Source organism: Tyzzerella sp. An114 (assembly GCF_002161055.1).
Classification (GTDB): domain Bacteria; phylum Bacillota; class Clostridia; order Lachnospirales; family Anaerotignaceae; genus Fimicola; species Fimicola cottocaccae.
The window spans coordinates 1-21,060 of record NZ_NFLT01000023.1 but is presented as its reverse complement, the minus strand read 5'-3'; the positions used below and the strand labels follow the sequence as shown (position 1 = coordinate 21,060).

19 protein-coding genes and 1 pseudogene are annotated in these 21,060 nt (G+C 27.8%); 4 read left to right on the top strand and 16 right to left on the bottom strand.

Annotation, left to right across the window (positions count from 1 at the left end):
- The first annotated feature begins 152 nt into the window (after positions 1 to 152).
- Complete coding sequence (locus B5E58_RS12025; protein WP_088109902.1) at positions 153 to 557, top strand: BlaI/MecI/CopY family transcriptional regulator; 405 nt, start codon at positions 153 to 155, stop codon at positions 555 to 557.
- Entirely contained in the window at positions 554 to 1,699 is a 1,146-nt protein-coding gene (locus tag B5E58_RS12020; RefSeq protein ID WP_088109901.1) for a M56 family metallopeptidase, read from the top strand. Before B5E58_RS12025 ends, B5E58_RS12020 begins: the two co-directional genes overlap by 4 nt.
- Before the next feature lie 424 nt (positions 1,700 to 2,123).
- Here the strand turns inward: B5E58_RS12020 and B5E58_RS12015 are convergent, their stop codons facing one another.
- The 8 genes from B5E58_RS12015 to B5E58_RS11985 form a co-directional block, all read right to left on the bottom strand.
- Positions 2,124 to 2,381 carry a hypothetical protein gene (locus B5E58_RS12015; protein ID WP_143597267.1) on the bottom strand — a complete coding sequence of 86 codons (258 nt, stop codon included), beginning with the start codon at positions 2,379 to 2,381 and terminating at the stop codon, positions 2,124 to 2,126.
- Positions 2,382 to 2,499: 118 nt separating this feature from the next.
- A complete protein-coding gene (locus B5E58_RS13530) occupies positions 2,500 to 2,643 on the bottom strand; it encodes a hypothetical protein (protein WP_158097755.1) in 144 nt (47 codons plus the stop codon).
- 291 nt (positions 2,644 to 2,934) lie between these two features.
- Positions 2,935 to 3,630 carry a hypothetical protein gene (locus tag B5E58_RS12010; RefSeq protein WP_088109899.1) on the bottom strand — a complete coding sequence of 232 codons (696 nt, stop codon included), beginning with the start codon at positions 3,628 to 3,630 and terminating at the stop codon, positions 2,935 to 2,937.
- Positions 3,631 to 3,856: 226 nt separating this feature from the next.
- The gene (locus tag B5E58_RS12005; protein WP_088109898.1) at positions 3,857 to 5,239 is read right to left on the bottom strand and encodes a M56 family metallopeptidase; all 1,383 of its coding nucleotides are present in this window, start codon (positions 5,237 to 5,239) and stop codon (positions 3,857 to 3,859) included.
- Positions 5,220 to 5,597, bottom strand: a complete 378-nt coding sequence (locus B5E58_RS12000) for a BlaI/MecI/CopY family transcriptional regulator (RefSeq protein WP_088109897.1) — start codon at positions 5,595 to 5,597, stop codon at positions 5,220 to 5,222. The genes B5E58_RS12005 and B5E58_RS12000 overlap by 20 nt, the downstream gene beginning before the upstream one ends.
- Positions 5,598 to 5,745: 148 nt before the next feature.
- Positions 5,746 to 6,375 (bottom strand): HAD family hydrolase, encoded by a 630-nt coding sequence (locus B5E58_RS11995; protein WP_088109896.1) that lies wholly within the window; start codon positions 6,373 to 6,375, stop codon positions 5,746 to 5,748.
- The gene (locus B5E58_RS11990; protein ID WP_088109895.1) at positions 6,375 to 6,968 is read right to left on the bottom strand and encodes a sugar O-acetyltransferase; all 594 of its coding nucleotides are present in this window, start codon (positions 6,966 to 6,968) and stop codon (positions 6,375 to 6,377) included. The genes B5E58_RS11995 and B5E58_RS11990 overlap by 1 nt, the downstream gene beginning before the upstream one ends.
- A gap of 64 nt (positions 6,969 to 7,032) precedes the next feature.
- Positions 7,033 to 7,746, bottom strand: a complete 714-nt coding sequence (locus B5E58_RS11985) for a MurR/RpiR family transcriptional regulator (RefSeq protein WP_088109894.1) — start codon at positions 7,744 to 7,746, stop codon at positions 7,033 to 7,035.
- A gap of 1,273 nt (positions 7,747 to 9,019) precedes the next feature.
- On the opposite strand from B5E58_RS11985, the gene B5E58_RS14045 reads away from it, so the two are divergent.
- Positions 9,020 to 9,286 (top strand): transposase, encoded by a 267-nt coding sequence (locus B5E58_RS14045; protein ID WP_443080080.1) that lies wholly within the window; start codon positions 9,020 to 9,022, stop codon positions 9,284 to 9,286.
- 270 nt (positions 9,287 to 9,556) lie between these two features.
- Here B5E58_RS14045 and B5E58_RS11975 read toward each other — a convergent pair whose 3' ends face one another.
- The 8 genes from B5E58_RS11975 to B5E58_RS11935 all read right to left on the bottom strand — a co-directional run bounded on the left by B5E58_RS11975 (position 9,557) and on the right by B5E58_RS11935 (position 19,918).
- Positions 9,557 to 11,245 carry a hypothetical protein gene (locus tag B5E58_RS11975; protein WP_088109892.1) on the bottom strand — a complete coding sequence of 563 codons (1,689 nt, stop codon included), beginning with the start codon at positions 11,243 to 11,245 and terminating at the stop codon, positions 9,557 to 9,559.
- The gene (locus B5E58_RS11970) at positions 11,245 to 12,351 is read right to left on the bottom strand and encodes a dsDNA nuclease domain-containing protein (protein ID WP_088109891.1); all 1,107 of its coding nucleotides are present in this window, start codon (positions 12,349 to 12,351) and stop codon (positions 11,245 to 11,247) included. The genes B5E58_RS11975 and B5E58_RS11970 overlap by 1 nt, the downstream gene beginning before the upstream one ends.
- A gap of 2,721 nt (positions 12,352 to 15,072) precedes the next feature.
- The gene (locus B5E58_RS11955; protein ID WP_088109890.1) at positions 15,073 to 15,510 is read right to left on the bottom strand and encodes a zinc ribbon domain-containing protein; all 438 of its coding nucleotides are present in this window, start codon (positions 15,508 to 15,510) and stop codon (positions 15,073 to 15,075) included.
- Entirely contained in the window at positions 15,447 to 15,620 is a 174-nt protein-coding gene (locus tag B5E58_RS14040; RefSeq protein ID WP_088109889.1) for a recombinase family protein, read from the bottom strand. The genes B5E58_RS11955 and B5E58_RS14040 overlap by 64 nt, the downstream gene beginning before the upstream one ends.
- Positions 15,621 to 15,665: 45 nt before the next feature.
- The gene (locus tag B5E58_RS13525; protein ID WP_158097754.1) at positions 15,666 to 15,809 is read right to left on the bottom strand and encodes a hypothetical protein; all 144 of its coding nucleotides are present in this window, start codon (positions 15,807 to 15,809) and stop codon (positions 15,666 to 15,668) included.
- Positions 15,810 to 16,245: 436 nt separating this feature from the next.
- Positions 16,246 to 17,637 (bottom strand): RICIN domain-containing protein, encoded by a 1,392-nt coding sequence (locus B5E58_RS11945; protein ID WP_088109888.1) that lies wholly within the window; start codon positions 17,635 to 17,637, stop codon positions 16,246 to 16,248.
- Positions 17,638 to 18,232: 595 nt separating this feature from the next.
- Positions 18,233 to 18,661 (bottom strand): cupin domain-containing protein, encoded by a 429-nt coding sequence (locus B5E58_RS11940; protein ID WP_088109887.1) that lies wholly within the window; start codon positions 18,659 to 18,661, stop codon positions 18,233 to 18,235.
- 6 nt (positions 18,662 to 18,667) lie between these two features.
- Positions 18,668 to 19,918, bottom strand: a complete 1,251-nt coding sequence (locus tag B5E58_RS11935; RefSeq protein WP_088109886.1) for a hypothetical protein — start codon at positions 19,916 to 19,918, stop codon at positions 18,668 to 18,670.
- Between the two features lie 487 nt (positions 19,919 to 20,405).
- Here B5E58_RS11935 and B5E58_RS11930 point away from each other — a divergent pair.
- Positions 20,406 to 20,867 (top strand): annotated as a pseudogene (locus B5E58_RS11930) (IS3 family transposase); the annotation flags it as partial.
- Positions 20,868 to 21,060 lie beyond the last annotated feature (193 nt).

Genomic DNA, 21,060 nt, shown 5'->3' with positions numbered 1-21,060 from the left:
ATATTAAATATAACTTATCAATATAGTATTAAATATATTAATATAAAAAATATTTATATATAATAATATATTATAGTATTTATTTTTATTGACTGAATAATATTATAATGATATATTAAAATTGATTAAATTATTTGAAAGGTGTTTATATAATGGATAAAAATATAAAACTAACAAAAAATGAACTTGAAATTATGAACATTATGTGGTCTGAAAAAAGACCTCTTTCCCGTGCTGACATTATAAACCTATCAAAAGAGCGTTCTTGGAAAGCAAGCTCTATACACATTTTATTAAACCAATTACTTGAAAAAGAAACTATATATGTTGACGGATTTGTTAAAACCGGTAAAAATTATGGACGCACATTTTCGCCCTGCTTTACAGAAGAAGAGTACTATGTAATGCAATTTAAAAACAGTAATTCATATAAAAATTCAAAATTATCATCACTAATAAATTTTGTTTCTTCATTAGTTAACACAGAAGATATAGATAATGAAACTATTAACACATTAGAAAAGATACTTGATGATAAAAGAAGGGAATTAAAATGAGTTTATCTGTATTCTCATTTATTACAGCTTTAATATGGTCAAATATTTTTATAATCATTTTATCAATACTTAAAAATCAGAATAAATTTATATCTTTATTCAGTTTTAAACCTCTGATTTTTTTAATAATAATCTGCATAATAAGATTAATTTTTATGTTTGAAACAAATCATATGATAGTAATTAGGTCTTATAATATTTTTCCTAATATTATTGATTTATTCAATAAAACAATATTTATAATATATGATTATAAATTTTCCATATTAAATATATTTATTTGTATATGGATATCAGGCACAATAATTTGTATATTTGCTTATATAAAAGAATTAATAAAGTTAAAAAGTGTTCTTAAGAATAGTAAGCCTATTAAAAATCCCAATACAATTAAAATATTAAATAATGTTATTTCAAATTCAAATAAAGTTTATAAAACTTCAATATTTGAGCTTGATTTTATACCATCACCAATGGTTTATGGATTTTTTACTCCAAAAATTTATCTTCCAAAATTCCACTTTTCAGATGAAGAGTTGTATTATATACTTTCTCATGAATATTATCATTTTTTAAATAGGGATATTTGGATTAAATTGTTTATGCATATTATTTGTTCCATATTTTGGTTCAATCCTTTTATACATATATTAAAAACAAATTTAATTCATATGTTAGAAATAAGATGTGATAATAAAGTTATATCAGATAAAACTGAAAATGAAAAAATAAAATATTTAGAATCTATTATGACAGTTTTAAAATATCAGCTTTCAAATAAATATTTATTAAATAATACATTTGAGAGATTAAATAATATTGTATTCTTCAAAAATAAAAATACGAGTAATATAGAGCAAAGATTTAATATTGCAACAAAAAGTTACAGAAATAAAAAATTTGATATTATATTATATATATCAATATTTATTTTATTTATTATTTCAAATATATATATAATCCAGCCTGCATATGAATGTACTGAACCAAACGCATATTCTATAAATCCTGAAAATTCTTATATATTAAATAATAACGGCACATATGAAATATATATTGATAATAAATTTGTTGCCAATATAAAAGAAAGTGAATTAAAAAAAGAACCATTGTCATATTTAAAAATAAAAAATATAAAGTAAATATAACTTATAACACAAAATAAATGGATAGCTGATTGGAAATAAATATAATAAATCTACAATTTAAAAACTGATAGCAACTTTTCTTTAATCTTTTTAGTAAAGTCAAATGAGATATTTCTTTTCATTTATATATTTCTTATTATTTTTAATATATCATCATTTTCCATTATCTAAATAATCATTAGTATAGTAAGATATAAAAAAGTCCCAAGCATTTGCTTGGGACTTTTTCTAACTCTATAACTATAAATATAGTTTTTTATTTAATTCATTAATATAATTTAGTAATGCTCATGTTTGAAACTTATTTTATTTTGATAGCACTGTTCTGATTTTTCATTCATGATTTTTTCTTTAATCTTCAATATTTTTATCCGTTCTTATTTTTCAAATAATAGTATAAAAATATACTTAATTCTTTTCACTTTTCATACCACACCGCATCTTTTAAAAGTCCATCAGAATAATAGGAAAGTGTGTATGTTCTACCATCTTCCATCTCAGCTGCTATATCTACTGTAGAAACAGATTGGTTATCCTGATCTTTAAAGTCTATACTTTTAATTTCTTGGTTTTCATCTAAATTATCCAAAATAACTTTCTTTGCATTTTCAATCCATGTATCATCCTTTTTTATTTCTTTCATTAAATCATCTGAAACTGTAGTTAGCGGATACATGGAACTTCCTCTGCTAACCTTTATTCGGTTAGATTCAGGTTGAATCCAAACTGCATAATCCCAATTAGAATCAAACACTCGCATAAACCAACCATTTGGCTGAATATCGCTATTCTGATTATATTCTGCAGTTTTTTAAGTCTGTTGTTATAACTCCATATAATCTTTCGATATATGATGTTGCCAATATAATTGTATCGTCATCGCTTTGAATATCAAGCAATTCTAAAGAATCTTTCGATATATTTTCTGTTCCATCCAATGTATCTATGGAATTAACCTGTTCCAATACGTTTTCTTTTTTGAGAACAAGAAGAAAAAATAGATAAAATAAGAATATAACTAAGTAATATTGATACTTGTCCTCTATAAATAGACTATTCTACTAAAACAGATAGTGATGAGTTATGTCTATATAATGTAGTAATTCAAACACCATGGTCTATTACAGCATTCTTATTTTCATATTAACTTAACAGATTCGATTTAAACAATTTATCAAATTTTTAAAATAGTTATAGGTTCTTGAATACTGCTTGCTTCATATAAAAAATTATACACCCTCTGAAGCATAATACTCTACATATTCTTTAACATTATATACTGTAAAGTCACCTGTACTATAGTAAACATATCCATTATAAGTTACTGCACTTGTTCTGCGAGCATCAATAAATTTATTAGTATATGTTTGTGATTTATAGAGGCTATTCCATGTCATCCAATTAGCAGAAGTGTCATCTACTTGCACAAAAGTCCAATAACCATTATCATCATCAATTATACCTTCTAAATGTCCTTTCACTGTATTATCATTTAGACCATTTTCATATTTTTTATCAATTATACAAGATTTAATTCGTGTCATATTACTATTTGTGTCACAAGGAAACCATTTTGCATCTTCAAAACTATCCCCTGTTTCTTCATATTTTTCTTTTACTTTTTGATTATGGTCAGAAATTTTTTCTAACTCTTCCCTCATAAACTCCTCAAATTCTTCTGGAGTGAGCTGTTTATTATCTCTTGTTTTATTTTCTAATACTTGTATATTATCATTATCAATATTTTCTGGCTTACCAGCTCTTATTTCAAGACCATATTCTTTGCTAAGAGACTCTATTATTTTAGTGTAGTTTTCTTGGCTATAAACTTGATCTTTCTGTTCAGCAAATACACTATTTATAGAGCTAATTATAAGAAGTGATACAACTAAAATACCAATAAATTTTCTAAATAAATTTTTCATAACTTATCCTCCTTATTCCAAAATACAAATTTTACTTTAATTCAGATTTACTTTATCATTATTTTTTATAATATAATTATTTCATATTCTATTTGAAATAGGTTTTTATTATTCATATATTTTGCTTATTCATTTAGAATATTCTCTTCTATCACCTTTTTTGCATTGATTATTTATAATTCTACATCTTTATTATTTATCAAAATCAGTTATATTTATATGCTTACTAGTGCATACAAGGATTCTCTGTTACAGTCTTAATAACATCTCCCTTCCAAGTAGCTCCACAACCAGTACATTGTCTTCCTTCATAATATGTTGTTGTACAAGAACCATCACTATGTTTTTTGTGAACCTTAAGAACACCATCAACTATTGTATGCATATGATTCGGTTCAATATTATGTTCCATAACATCAACTATTTCATTTTCAAAAATAAATTCATATGTAACATTTTCATTAATTTCATATTTAACTTTCTCAAAATTCTTTTCAGACTCTATTATTTTATCTTCAACTAATTCTGTTTTAAATTCTTTTGTACTAAATAAAAATTCTGTTTCATCTTCATTTACTACTGAAATATTTTCTGAAAACAATTTATTCACTGGTATATCTGCTGCTTTTGCAACTATATTACTACAAGTTAACGAAAATACTGCTAGTGCTGATACAAAAACCTTTCCACACAATACCTTTCTTTTCTTCTCACGCATAATCTCTAAAATCCTCCTTTTATAATTTTTTATATGATTTCCATTGTAACATACCCAATAAAAATCATTTTTATTACGAGTATTTTCCAGCTCTAATGACTGAATAATTAAATTTGCATATTTTGTCTTTTGTCGTTTATCAAAATTTACCACTACTACTTCATCACATGCAATTTCCATCCAAGTAAAAAGATTTTCTCTTAATAAATAAAATAGCGGATGAAACCAATTTAAACAACTCAGAATAGTTATAAAAACTTTTCTTGCTACATCATTTTGCGACGCATGATAATACTCATGTCTTAAAACAAAATCAATTTCTTCTTCATCTAAAATATTTATCATAATTGTAGGAATGACGATATATTTCTTGTATATTCCTATTGTATACGGTGTCCTTGTATAACAACTTCCTACTAACGAAATATTTTGTTTTATACAATCACCTTTTACTTTTTCAAAGGCAGATATCCAAGAATCGCTTTGTATTATAAAACTTTTCTGTTTTACTCTTTTTATTGTATAAAGATACATAATAAATTTTCCTATAATACAAATTATCATGCCAATAAACCATATATCATCTATATATTGTATATACGGAAATACATCTAGCACAGAAGAGACTGTATTATTATATAAACCTTGACCATTAAAAATAACTAAATCATAGTTAACAAAACTGCTTTCACTACTATCTATAACAGAAATCAGATAATAAAATGGGATTACAAATGAAAATAAAATTATTGTATTGATAAAAACCATGAACCTTGCAGATGTTATTTTATATAAAAATTTTTCTAAAAATAAATATATACCGCTTGCAATACAACCACTTATGGAAAGTAATAATATGCATATAAAAACTCTATTTATGATTAATATCATTGAACCAATCCTTCAAATCTTTTATTTCATCTTCACTTAATTTTTTTCCACTTGAAAATGCAGATAAAAAGTTTTTCAAAGAACCTTTAAATTTTGATTGCAAAAAATTTTCTGCCTCTTTTGAATAAAATTCTTCTTTACTTAATAACGGAAAATAATATAGACTTTTTCCTTTTTTTGATGAAGCTACCATACCTTTTGTTTCTAACCTTTTTAAAAATGTTCCAACTGTCTGATGTGTCCAAGTTTTTCCATCTTTATTCAAAGATGTTACTACATCGGCGACAGCAATCATTTCTCCACACTCCCATATTTTTTCCATAACCTTCATTTCAGAATCACTAATACTTATCTTCATACTTGCCTCCTTTTACTACATCTTGTCGTTATTATTATACTACATATTGTAGTTTATCGTCAATAATTATAAAGCACTAATTATTTATAAAAATAGAAGCCGAGATATCTCGACTTCTAATAGTACTCATAATTCTTTTTTATTATATCTATTTAAAATATTTATACAAATCTTTTACATTCCTAAAAACATAATAAGGATTTTCTTTTTCTAAAGCGACAACATTACTAGTTTTCTGCCATGCTGCTGAAAAACAATATACACCTACCTCTTGGCAAATCTTTATATCCTGAACAGTATCTCCTATATAACAAAATTCATCTTTAGAAATATTATATTTTTTTAAAATATACTCTATATTTTGTTTTTTATTTGGTGATATTTCAGACCCATATAATATATCGTCAAATACTTTGGATATACCCAATTTTTCTAAAGTTATTGCACAACTTCTTTCCCCTTTTCCAGTAATTAAAGCTACAATAATTTTTTTATATTTTAATAATTCAAAAAGATTTAATATACCGTCAAATACCTCGGTTACATTATTATGTAAATATTCATATTGATAATAAAAATCATTAATAGCAGATTTCCAATTTTGACTAACAACAGATTTAACCATACCAACTTCATTAAGACCAAATGTGTTCACAATTTCCTCTTCACTAAGTTCATGGTTTGTATAGGGAGACACACTATTTTTAAAAGCCTCTATACACATTGGAATAGTGTCGGCTATTGTACCATCCATATCAAAAGCAACTACTTTAAACATTATATATATTCTCCATTAATCTTTCTAATTACACGACAAGGATTACCTACTGCCAATGAATTTTCTGGTATATCTTTTGTTACAACACTTCCAGCTCCTATAACAGAGCCATCACCTATTTTTACTCCAGGAAGTACAATAACACCTCCACCTATCCAACAGCCATTTCCAATTTTTATTGGTAATGCATAAGTACGTCGCATTAATTGTCCTGTCTCCAAATTTTTTACATATCTTTCGGCTAAATCAATAGGGTGTGTTGCAGTATAAAGCTGAACATTTGAAGCGATAAGAACATCATCACCAATAATAATTTTATTGCAGTCTACAAAAGTACAATTCATATTAATTGATACATTATTACCAATATAAATATTTCGCCCATAATCACATATAAATGGTGATGCAACAGATACTTTAGTTCCAATTTCTCCAAATAATTCTTTTAAAATAACTCTCTTTAATTCCATTTCTTCATAGGCAAGAGTATTATACCTTAATAACAATTTTCTTGCATGACTTTTAAAATCCAGAAAAATTTTATCATGACAATTATAATATTCTCCCATCATACATTTTTCTAATTCAGTCATATTATCACCTCCAGTTTTATAATATAAAAAAACCTGTTACTAATAAAGTAACAGGCTGTTTCATTTATATTCTTTTTGCAAGACATTCAATAACAAAAATAACCGGAATTTGTGTAGTTCCATTATATCCTCCGTTAATACGCTTTGTATTTAAGTTATAAGAAAAATTCCAATCTGATAATTTTGCCAAAGTTGATAAAGGAGAATTAGTAATACTTAAAACACAACATTTCTGTTTTTTAAACTGATTTATTGCTTCAATTAATCTTTCAGTTTCACCACTTTCTGAAAAAGCTATTACAACAGTATTCTTCCATCTAAATGTTTCTATGGGATAAAGGGCATCTTCAAGTCCTATAGCAAAATGTCCCATATTCGAAAAATATCTAGCTCCATATTTTGCCAACGTTCCAGATGAACCCATACCTATAAAAATTATCATATCAGCTTTTCTAAGAACATTAATGGCAAATAATAATTTTTCTTCAAATGCACTTGAATTTGCTCTTGCAAAAAAATTCGAAATTTCTTGTAAGTCTTCCATAGGTGGATAGGGATTTTGTAAAACCATTTCTTTTTTAACAGCACATTTAAAATCAGAGTACTTTTCAAAGTTATTTTTATTGCAAAAGCGTAATATTGTTGAAGTAGATACTCGAATTTCTTTTGCAAGCTCTCTTATTGTCATATACTGTATTTTATCAATATTTGAAATTATGTATTTGTAAATATGAATATCTGTTTCGTTATATTTCTGTATTTCTTCATAAGAAAACATGTTACATTTCCTCCAAGCATTAAATATATTAATTATATATCGATTAAATATACTTTACAACTATACTGAATTCATATAAAGTAAAAATACTAAATTAAACTATTTTTATTTCTTTAATTTTATCTTGTATAAATTCTTATGGCTCATATCTTTATATTTTTCTATTTTTTCATCTGTTAATGAAATAAAAGTAGTACAATTTAAGTACTACTCTAAAATAAATTTTAGTTACTCATCCCCCTTATGTTACGAGTATATAAAAATCACTCATATTAAGATTTTATTTTATAAAATAAAATCTAATTACCTATTGTTATTATAATTGTTATTTTTCGTCATAATTTGCGAAATATTTTTTAAAAAATGGTTATAAAATGAATTTGTTAAATTTTTACATATGTTTTAAGGTACAAAAAAAGCGACGTGAATTTAAAACCACATCGCTTGAAATCGAATTTTTGCCTAATTTTTTCCATGTCATCACATTTGACTACTCATCCCATCATGACGATATAAATAGTATGACATATAAAAACACTTATCCCTTGGTGTAGGGTTATTTTTCAAAAAATTATTATTTTCTATATCATAAAATAGTAGAAACAAAAAAATCTGGAATGGATATTTGCTCTTACCATTTCAGATTTTTTTCTTTTTGCTATGTATGTTAATCTTTTTGTATTACCTCTTATCTGTTCAAGCGTGGAGAGGCTCATATTTAGAAATGTATCTAGCAGGGTGTCTTCGTCCATCATGTAGAAGTTATCGCCGAAGCTTTATGGAGACGAAAGTATCTCCTGAAACAATCAGTAACCTGAATAAAAAGACATATTAGTATATTGAAACCTGGCATACACGTCCACTTTCCGAGGAATATCCCTATGTTTATGTAGATAGTGTTTACCTAAACACAGTTTATAGTGGCAAAATCCACAATGTTTCCAATCGGTGTCAGCCAAAATGGCTGCCGAGAAACCCTTGGTGTTGCTGAAATAACAAGGGCTTACTGGTGTAAGTTTGATTATCGGCGATAAAAATCTCGGTATGCTAGATACCATTCTTGAATTCTTTCCATATGCCAGATACCAATACTGTACATTTTTACAGTAACATCTTTTACGTAACACTCTAAAAAATGAAGGATGTAGCAGTCATGCTAAAAAGTCATCCATTCTCAGGAAAGCAAGGAAACAGCCCGTAAAAAGGCAATACAGATAGCTGAAAATCTGAAAGCTAGGAAACTGGCGAATGCTACACAAAAGGTTAAGATGATATTGAAGAAACCTTAACCTATATGAATTTTCCTACTCAGAATTGGACTCGTATTTTAACAAACAACACCATTCAGCGTCTTAATAGTGAGATTAAACACCGAACAAAAGAAAACGGTGCTTTTCCCAATAGACAGAGATCTTTGATACTCGTATGCACCAGACAGTGCCATATTGCAATAACATACTGGGGAACCATTCTCCACATTAGGATGTATCATCTTTTCCAAACAGAGGATGAGCTGCTGTCTAATATCATAACCGATTAACTGTCGTCTACCAAACGATTAGATTTAATTATTGCGAAAAAACCTTGACACTATCCATATAAGCCGTTTATGAACCTTTCATAACAGAAAACACCCCGCATTTCTGCAAGGTGCTAACTATAGGAACAGTTCTCTTATCTTCTAACATCCATCGTTTGTACCAAATTTGAACGCCACAGGGCATTCTGCTTTATGTTTTGAAAATGGTGTATATCATCTGTCAAAATGCAGTTTTCACAGGGCAAAAATATATTTACTTGGTATGTACTTTTAAAAACTGCTTAATAACTCTTGTAATTCTTCTATCACACTTTGGTATTCACTATATGTGTTCCCATTAAGCAGTTTTCTTTTCTCGGAAAGCACTGTAACTTTAGCCCTTGTCTTCATCTCACTCTCAAAATCACTATAGTCCATCGTAGCCAGAATAACTTGTGGTAAATTATCCATTTCAAAAATCAATTTTAAGATATCCTTGCTACTTTTATGGCTGGCCTCTTTCGCACGAGGTGAATCCACAACTAATGGGAATAATATTGTATTTGTCTTAAAATATTGCATCGTTTGGAACAAACCTATCATCTGTGCTAAGATGATTTTATTTTCCAAAGTGCCTTGTGCTTCTATTGGTTTAAGCAATTTTATATTTCCTTCATATGCTGAATTCCATGCGTCTAACTTCATAATATTAAGACGAACATTTTCAATATAATTTTTCTCAATCTCTTTTTTATTAGGTAACTTTCTAAGTTCTTTATCTATCTCCTTAATTTTCTTCCCATGCTCCTCCTGTTCATAAACATTCTCTTTAAGTTGTTTTGTAAAATGCTTAACAGAATCTTGTAATCCCCTCTGACGCAAATACACTTTATACGAATCTTGTTTTTCATCATATGCTTGTTCCTGCTTCACGAGTTCCTCCATCAAGCTAACATAATTTTCTTTATGCTCTTCTAACTCCGATGCTATCGAAGATATTATTTGTTCAATCTGTTTATACATATAACCTTCGTTTTGAAGATTATAATTTGAACGAACAATGCTATATATTTCCTCATCAAAGGAATATCCACATTTGGGGCATATATGTATATTTCCTTGATCTTCACCAATATTAACGCCATCTTTAATTTTTCTGTATTCTTGTATAACTTCTAATTGATGTTCATGTTGATATAACGCAGTTTCCAAACTTTGAATTTTATTTCTGGTTTTTCCAATTCTGCTTACCAATAATGCAATCCGTTCTTTAGGGATAATCAAATTTCTTTCTAATTCCTCGATGTTATCCGCAGGAACCAAATTCTGGATTTCTTTATATAGCGAGTCTATAGTAATTCTAATTTTCTCTTCCTCTACTTTTAACTGTTCAATCTTATCTTTTAGGACATCTTTTTTAGCCATTAATTCCACCGTTGAACGTGTATATATTCCCAAATGATAGTAGAGAGATTTAATTCGGTCAGGCTTTTTATATTGATCTATATTGTAAAAACTCTCATACAAACTACTCCATCCTCTGTCTTGATCAATATAGTATGGCATAAAAGTAAATGCTGGTGGTGCTAATTCAATTTTATTTGTTTTCTTGTTTGCCATATAGACAGCAAAAGAAAATATTCTTTCAAACTCTTTAGCCAAATCATGAGACACACTTTTAGTTGTCAAAATAAGTTCTGTTCCTCTAAAAAGAACAAATGCTTTTTTCCACCTTACCACTCTGTATTTTATTTTATCAACGTAGAATTCTACTACATAAATCTTGGTGTTTTTATTCCATACATTATCAAAGTGTACATCCGCACCTAAAGTGTAATATAATGATTTCAAAAGAGATGATTTTCCAACATGATTATCTTGGCTTGTTATAACATTAAACCCTTTTTCAAATCGATTAAAACGTGCTGTCTTTTCTACAATATCTGCAATTAATATATTATCAAAATACATCTCCTTCATTATGATCTCCTCATCTCACTAATTGTAATACTCGCTATTAATATTGATATGTATGTTTTATTATATATGAGTTCAATATCAGGATGAACAGAATATATCTTCTTACATAACTCTTCCGAGTATTGTTTAAGTGATTTTTCTGCTACTCTCGGATTCTCTTTCATCATTGTTCTAACTTTTGTAAACAGACTTGTAAATGTTTCCGATTTTATCTGCACATCTGACAATATCAATGTATATTCGTATGATGCTTTATACTTATCATACTCCTGAAAACTAATTACTCTCAATATTTCTTCAAAAGTAGGAATTGAAATCAGCATCGCTTCTTCAATAACTCGTTCAAAGTCTCTCTTGGATACTCCCTTTTTATTTCTGACTTCCAAAAAAGAGGCTGAATCATCTAACAATTCATATTGTTGCCTTCTTGTCAAGATGTCCATCATTGTACCAAAAATGGCTTTTACCGAATCCATAGTAATCCTTGGATATTTACTGTGTAAAAATTCCCCCATTTCTTGCTCTACAATTTCTCTATGTCTTGGAATCGAAAGAGTTGTCCTAATATGAAAAAATTTGCTTAAATCCACACTATCTACATCTATTCCTTTTTTCTTAGCAATATCTTCTTTAATTTTACTTATTGTTACTGGATTAAATTCCATAAAAGATGTTTTTTCTGAAGTGAAAAGTTTTCTTTCCTTTCCATTCTTTCCATTATCCTTTTTTGTTGTAATAGAAACTACTAATGGACAATTTGTTATTAACCCCAATTCTTTGACAAGCCAATCTGTATTTTCTAATTGAGTATACATTTTAACTAGCCAGTCTTTTGTTATTGCTGTATTAATACTAATACTCTCTTCATTTGTTTTCATCTGAAAATAACTGACAGCTTCAGGTTCACTTTCTTTATCAAATATAGTTATGTCGTCATAATAATCCAATACAAACAAATAATCTAAATTGTCAAAGATCTCTATTGCCATGTGTAACGTCTGGCTTAATTGCATTTCAAAACGATTGTAGGACATGCTACCAGAACTTGTGTCCACCACTATTTCTTCAACCTTAACTTCTTTATTCTTTGCTTGCTTATCCAACATATCGTTTCCTCTCTGGCATAATTTTTTAAGACTATACCTATCTCAATTTATACAAATTTGAAACCATTTATTTTCACCCCACTCGGCAATACAAATGCCTATCGTATCCAACATCTAACATCTCCGTAATTTTCGCCATTTTCTCTGAAAAAACGGCACAACGCTGCAGCTTCTTATTAAAATTCTGCGGAGTCTGTACAATCCGTCTACATAAATTCGCAAGGCTGATATTCATTCTGTTACACAATTCTCTGATCATATCCGATATTATCATTTTCCACCTCTATCAGCATAGTATAATTATAAATCCTATAATTGATATGCATAAGCTATAAATCCCTCTTATTAAAAAGCACCTGTAACCAATTCAACACTAAAAGACTCCTCATTCATTCTGTTATTCACTTCACCACATCTTCCTTTGCACAAAATCAGGGCAAATTCACTTCAAATTGCCTTATCCTGCAACTATCCACTATCCCACCTATTAGAACAGGCGGCACTAGGTGTGTTCTTGCCCCTGCTGACACAACTAGCCAAATCCTATGCTTTTTTAATTCTTTCATGAAATCTATTTTTCTCTTTGATTACCTTCTTTTCATTTTGCAAAAACAAACTTCTTTCTATTCTCTGTAATTATTTCAAGTTATTTTCAGAATAACAAAGGTAACGAGCATTTTCTCTCGCTGTCTTTCTCGATTTTCTCTATGTCATCTGTCTAAAATTCATTTTTCATAGGCAAAAAACTAGCGTTTTTTGTGATAAAAATAATCCTATTTTTGTCTCTAAACTATAATATCTTGTGGTTTAATTCTCATTTTTTGTCTCTCCACCTCAACGTGTTATCAGTATCACCTATTCCATATGCTTTGATTTGCTGAACATATATAGCAACTCTTTAAGCTTGAAGTTGAGATTAGGGTTATAGGATTATCTGCCCGAATTAAGATATCAACAAGCATTTCAGAAAAATCTTCTGAACCACTCCATTTTTTGACTATCTCTTTTTTGTCGATTTTCAGAAATGAAAAAAGGCAATGAGATTTTTTCACTATATATAAATATTAACCTTTTAATATTGTGTTTTAGATTACTCAAATATATACTTATACTAGAATATACTTTATTTGATACTCATATTAGTTTATCATCACTTTAAATTTGAGATAAATACTGCACACTCAAAGATTCTATTGTTTCAAGCTACTTTACCGCTTAATAATATAAAAGAACCAATCTTTCTGATTGAGCCTTCCCTCATTCGATCAAAATCGCATTATAACTTTCCACATTCGCCAATACCAAAAGCTACTGGATTGCCTCATCTCTAATGTTCCCTTCTTAAATAGATTAACATCTATCCAATGCTTTGCTATCTGATCAAATAGACCTATATTCAAATCTACTTCATTCGCATACGTATAGACAATCTGTTTATGTGTTAATTCTAACAGAATTAAGTTTTGCTTGATGCGTACGTATGAATGCAGTAATTCAACTTTACATCCTCTCGATTCAAATTCCAATTCAGAGATAAACGACTGTTCTCATCTGATTTCAGGCGATTGTAATCTTTGACAATATACAATTTGAATTCAACAGAAATCCACGAAGCAAATTCAAAGGTAAAGGCTGAATATGTAAAAGTCCCACCCCATCACCCCTACTTCAATACAATGCAAATAGCACTTACTTACAAAATCAATTTCATAGGTAACATAGTAAAGGCATTTAGTTCACCTTGATTTCTAAACCCATCAAATTTGACGGGTTTAGAAATTAGATTATGGAGACTTCCCCATAAACCAAGAAACTCTATGATATTTTGGTTTCTCATCCAATTTCTAATTACATCATTCTATTCATCTCTTTCATACCTGGCAACCTATAAAACAAACAAATTCATTTGAAAATCCGTGGTATAAATACAATCTCAACATATTAGGCATGGATCTTTTCTTTTATTGTTTTTTGATATATGATATCGCATTTCTCTTTTTTATAATTTACTTTTCACCTAAAATAATTCCCTCTATATAGAATAAACGAAATGTCAAATGGTACAAATTGTATATGCATAAATATACTCTATCTTAATCTATATTCATTATTTTATCATATATCTTGATAAAAAACAAAAAGTTTTATACAATTGTTGATAGTAGTTTTCAACTTTAAAATAGCCTCAAAATTTTTCTATATCATTCTTCTTTAATACTCCAGAATTAGCATTCTATAGAACTTTATTACGTACCCTCTCATTCTTTTTTATACAGTAAAAGTTTTTCACCTAATCCTGCATTTTTCCTTCACTACCATCCCCACCTTAAACTTTATTTTCAAACTTACATCAATATTTATCTTAATGGAGCTAACCAAACGCCTCACAAGCGTATCATTATATTCCTCAATCCGCAGCAGATTTGCCAAATCTAAATTTTTATCCATTAAACTTTCTACATGTTTTCTTTCATCAGTATTATTTTTTGACTTTTTTGCTTCTTCTAGCTAATTCAATTTTTAGAATATTTCTCCAAACAGCTTTTTATACCTGTTAATACTTTCTTTTGATTTAAGAAGCTTTATTAACTTTACTTTTAATTTCTCAATTTATTTACTATAATCTATATTTTGAAATTTGTATTTTTTCAGTTCTAATAAAAAATCATATTTTAGAATATTCGGAAAATCTTTTTCATTTTCTACAACAAAGTTAATTGCTCACAGAATACATTCATGCAAATCCTTTTCATTGATAGTAGAAGAATTTTTAAAGTATATGGTTACATTTTTCAGTCTATTGCTACATCTCCATACTGCTTTTGTTTTCCACACCTGCCTACGATATGGTCTGTCACATTCACCACAAAACAAAACATTGGTCAAAACATATTTTACACTATATTTTGAATTCCAGCCAATATTGTCCTCTATTCCTTTCCTTAACTCAGCTCTTCTTTGTTTTTCTTCCTTTACCCTGTAAAAATCCTCACGAGAGATAATGGGCTCATAGTCCTCCTGCACATAATACTTTGGCAAAACTCCATCATTTGTTCCTCTTTTACCACTTAAAAAATCAACAATAATGTTTTCTGTTACAATACATCTCCAATATATTTTCCATTTTCCAAAATATTTCTTACCGTAGCAAATCTCCAACTTTTGTTTCCTCGAATGGTAAGATAGCCTTTATTCTCCAACTTTTTTGATATTCCATTTATACTTTGTCCTTCTAAATATCTCTGAAAAATATATTTTACAATTTTCACAGCTTGTCCCTGTTATACCATAATGGAATAAATTTCTGTCATTTCCTAATCTGGGTGATGTGAAATGACTTCTTTGAATAACTCAACCTGTATTTTATAACTTGACTCTTGTTCCATTTTGGTTATACTGACACGGCAATACGCAGCAACTTTCAGCTTTTTTTCACTTTCAGGCATTCCTTTTTGCATGATACATAATCTCTTACTTTATTTTATAAAGTATACATATTCTAATCCGTTTTATATTGTCGACATACTGGATTGTAAAATAAGTATGGCACTATCACTCTTCTTATGAAATAGCAATTTATAATAAATATAATACTGTTTTTAAATAAAAAATCTATTAAAAAACAAAAGAAAAGCGACCTCATTTTCATGAAATCGCTTTTATAAAATACTGTATTGTTTTTCTTTTTTACTGTCGAAAAAACTCGATTTTCGTCATCCTTAGTCCAACCACATAATGACGATATAAATAGTATGACATAGGGAAACACTTAATTGTCAGATACTAAATGCAGTTCATTAGGCTGCAGTCGGTGCTACATAACAGTCACACTTTTGGTATCCACTATATTGACTTAGGTTCAATTATGTTAAAAAATTTATATTTAACTAAAATTTAATTTATATTTAAAGTACAGATTACATGAACTTTACCATATACTCCAGAACAATTACTTCTTTGCCAAGTTCCATCTGATTTTTTATATGTATAATTCTTAACTGTACGAGTAGAATTTGTTCCACTTCCTGTATTACCTTCTGATGTAACAAATGTTCCATCACTATTTGTTTTTACAACAATAGCTAAATGGTCAGGTCCATCTTTTATATCACCATTTGTTTCTACTAAAAGAATATCACCTGGTTTAGGAGTATAATCATTATTTGTTGAATTTTTTGAAGCATATGTACCATTATAACTCCATGACGTCAAATTATAATATTTACCATATTCATTAGATCTATATGCATTAAACGTACTTATTGCACCAGCTAATGAATTATATGGTATAACTTCTTTATAGTTTATTTCAACTTTATTAAGAGAATTTTTTAAAAGCCATCTTACATAATATCCACACCATGGTGTAGAACTACTTCCACCATATCTTTTATAGTTTTGACCATTTTGAGCTGTGGCTAAATTTAAAAGTTCAGATGAAAAAGATGCATTTTGTGTATTTGTAATTTTATTAAATTTCCACTTTTGAGCATCTGTTTTGTTTTCATTATATACCCAAACATTTGCTCCCGGAGTGTCTGCACCATTTTGAACGTCCAAATATTTATTACCTGATTTGTTAATAATATAATAGTATCCATCACCTGCTGAAACTATTTTCCAATATTGTGCTGATGTATTATTCCATTCATATTGTTGTACATTTGTACCACTTTTAGAACTTCCACCTGCAACATCTAATACTTTGTTTGAACAAGCAAATATAAATTTATACCATCCATCACCAATATACTCTACTTTTACTATCTGTGCTTCTGTCCCATTAGGAGTATACAACTGTATATTAGCAGAATTATTTATAGATGCATTTGAAACGTCTGCAACTAACTCTGGTGCACATTTGGGAGATATACTGTAATTACCATCTTCTATCACTCTATTTTTATCAAGTAAAGTTTTTCTTGAGTATTTCATCAACGCGTTAAATGTGTCATTTCCCACTATACCGTCTACCTTTAAGCCAAGCTTCCTTTGTATTTCTTTGGTAGTTTTTTCCATTTGGAACCCCCATAAGCTATCTACATCCACATTGTATCCTAAAGCATTATATAAGTTTTGCAAATCTCGTGTTATTATTCGACCTGTATTTGTTGCATTTCCATAAAAATTTTTCTTTAAGACATATGGATGTTGATCAAAATGCTGTTCTATTGTTTTAAACTGAGATTCTGTGTACTTTGTAGCAGCATAACTACTAAAGATAAATGAATTCAATGTTAAAACAAAAACTAAAATTAAACTAAATATTTTGCTTGATTTTTTCATAAAAATTCCTCCTTTTTTAATTTTACATTTTTATTTAGTTTCTGTTAATTGAATGTGATATAGACAAACAGTTACTTATTAATGCTCAAAAAGAAGACCTGTTATCATATATAATTATAAAAATTGTTTTTGAAAACAATTTTATAATTCCTCATCATTTTTAATTAAAATAATTTTTTATGACAAAATCTCTTTATAATTAATAAATTAATTATTTGTTTTCTGTAACTTAATTGTAAATTAAAACTATAAATTTTCATAGAAGAATATTTGCAGGAAATACTATCCTTATAACTCCCCATTTTATCCTAAATAACTCTTTAAATTCTCCCTCATTTCTCCCTCGTTTTATTCAATTAAAAAATGAAAATTCAGATATAATATATGTAATATCCAGAAAACAATCAATAAAAGTATCATAAAATAATTTATTTATAGTATAGAAAAATAAAATAAAAAAAATAGCCACTTAAAGTGGCTATCTTTAATAATTATATTATGACAGGTATTCAAATCATCAGTCATTTATACTTGTATATATTAATTAAACTACTATTTTATATTTATAATAGTTATGATATATTTTACATAAAAATTAAATTTCTTCATTAAGCCATATAGAAACTTCAGAAGTAATTGGTACTTCGACTTTATCATTTTCCTGTAATTTTTTAATAAATAATGTCTTTGTTCCAGCTTTACAACGTGACGCATAAGGAACATTTGGAGGTATAGAAATAAAATCTCCTGCTTTAAGATTAATTATTTCTCCTGTTTCTAAAATACGAACAGAAAATTCACCCTCTAAAATATAGACCATATCTGGAGTTTTAGTATGAAAATGTGGTTTATCGTGAGATTTTTGATGATAGTTAGAAATGCCAATTTCCAGACCAGATATTTTTATAAAAGGTAATAGCTGTGGTCTTTTTAAGTTTCCACAAAAATATTGACGATAGTCTTTTTCTGTAGCTTCTTCAATCTCTTCATTTCTTAATACAAAAAGTTCTTTTTCTGTAAACATATAAAATTACTCCTTTTCAAATTCAAATGCAGGATGACTATGTTTTATAATTTCTTCTATATTGTTACTAAACACTTCATAAAGTTCTTTTTGATATTTACGATATATCATAAAACTTTGACGAAGTTGATCATCACATTGCCAAGATTCTTGAAGAATACCATCCGAATATTCTCCAAAGCTTGGAAGATAAAGATCTATCTTAATATTATCTTTTGTTTCATCGTCAAACTCAGATTTCATATAAGCACAAGGAAGTGCTACTTTTGTTAAATATACATCAACGTCAGCATTTGGGTAACTTATTATATATTCTTTAAGTGTAGCTAAATTTTTAGGTATAATATTTTCTATTGGACAATCTTTATTCATAGTAAGTGGACGCATCTTATAATCTATCGCATCTTTACAAGCATTTGATGTTGGATCAACTAATACAATTCGTAATTTTGTTCCTCCAAAAGGAATATTATAGAAAAAATGTTTCCATTCTCCACGCACTTCTGGCGTAATAATTGGGCCAGCAATTAATCCAGTACCTGCAAAATTTACTATAGTTATTATACGTGCTCCTCCACAACGTTTCTCAAGAGGTATTATATCCTGGATATTACCTTTTGATGACATAAAAATATTGTAGTCTGGCTGTGAGTCTATACTTATAGGAGGTTCTTCTGGAAGCATTTGTGTTTGTGCATAAATCAATAAAGCCGCTAATACATCTAAAAGTTCATCATCTGTATTGGCATTTCTGCTATACTCTCTAAGTTCATTAGCATGCTCAATAAAAACATTATAAACAGATCCTTTTTTTTCTAATTGATTAATAGCATTGTTTATCATATTATGAACAATAGTTTTTATATTTTTCCCGCATATTTTCGATAAATTTTTCTTAAGAGCAACAACAGCTTTATGTCTTGTTTTAGAATCATTTGTTGCCTTACAACGTTCTTTTCCATTTACCCTTCTTTTGTTAAATTTAGCATCAAAAATATAGTTATTATTATCAGGTACTAAGTTATCATTTAACATAATTAGACCATCATTGTATGAAGCACGAAAATAATTTTTCCAAGCCTCAGGATAATCTTCTTTAAGACGAATAGCATTTTTCGAAAAGTCATCCAACCAACCATAAAATGATAACAAATATTCTCCTGCATTTTTATATACAGAACGTTTTTTAGGTTCTAAAACTTTTCTAATTTCCATATTTATAATATGAAAAACAGTATATTCGTTACTCCTTGACATAATAGAACCTCCTTTTGTATTTTTATGAAACCTAAATATTATGATGAATTTAAAAAAAGTATTATTCCTTTATCTCAAGCTGGTAAATTTCAATTTCAGCTTTCTAGAGAATATGGTGTCTCTATTTCTGCTATTACTAGATAGATTAAACAGTTTTCTAGAGTAAAACTTGATAATAACTCTATCATCTCTGCTAAACAAATCAAAGAGCTTCAGAAAAGAAATACTCTTCTTAAGAAGGAAAATTTAATTTTAAAAAACTCATAATTTTTGCTTCGCAAAAACACTTTCGATTTTGGTTTCTTTCAATATCTTATTGCCATATACATTCCTTACTCTCAGAAATATTAAATGCTGTTTATTCTCTAAGATTTCAGCATTATATTAAAATTTTAATTTTTGTACTTAAGGTTAAAGAAGCACTTACTATAAACATTTTAACTCTGCTCCTTCTAAAAAGTCTCTTTAAAATCAAAACCTTCGTTCTGCCATTCTTTCTATTTATCCAGCTACTAAAAAGCATCTTGGTGTTTATAAAATATATGCTGTTTTGAAAATTGAATATGGATTTAATATAAGCCTCAGTAGAGTTTACAGACTTATGAAATCTATGTCTCTTTCTAAAATATCTACTGTTAAACAGAAATATTATAATTATATTAATACTAATTCTAATCAATCTGATAAAAATATACTTAACAGAAACTTTTCTGTTAACATTTCAAATACAGTTTGGATAAGTGGTATTACTTATATTCCTATTGTAATTGATTTATTTTCACACAAAGTTATTTCTTATGTAATAAGCACAAAGATAGATTCTAAACTTATTATTAATGCTTTTTTATCAGCTTTCAATAAAAAAGATAAACTTAAAATCTTATTTTTCATTCTAATAACAGTTCTTAGTAAACATCTACAGCTTTTAAATGTTTACTTGATAATTTAGATGTAATACAATCTTTCTAAAAAAAATATTGTTATTATGATAATGATTTCACTAAATCATTTTTCAAATTTTGAAATAAAGAAGAAATTTGTTATTATTCTTTTTTATCTTTATTAGAACTAAAAATACATATTTCTATCGAAGATTCCTATAAATTAAAACATCTTTATTCTATAAACAATATACTTTCATC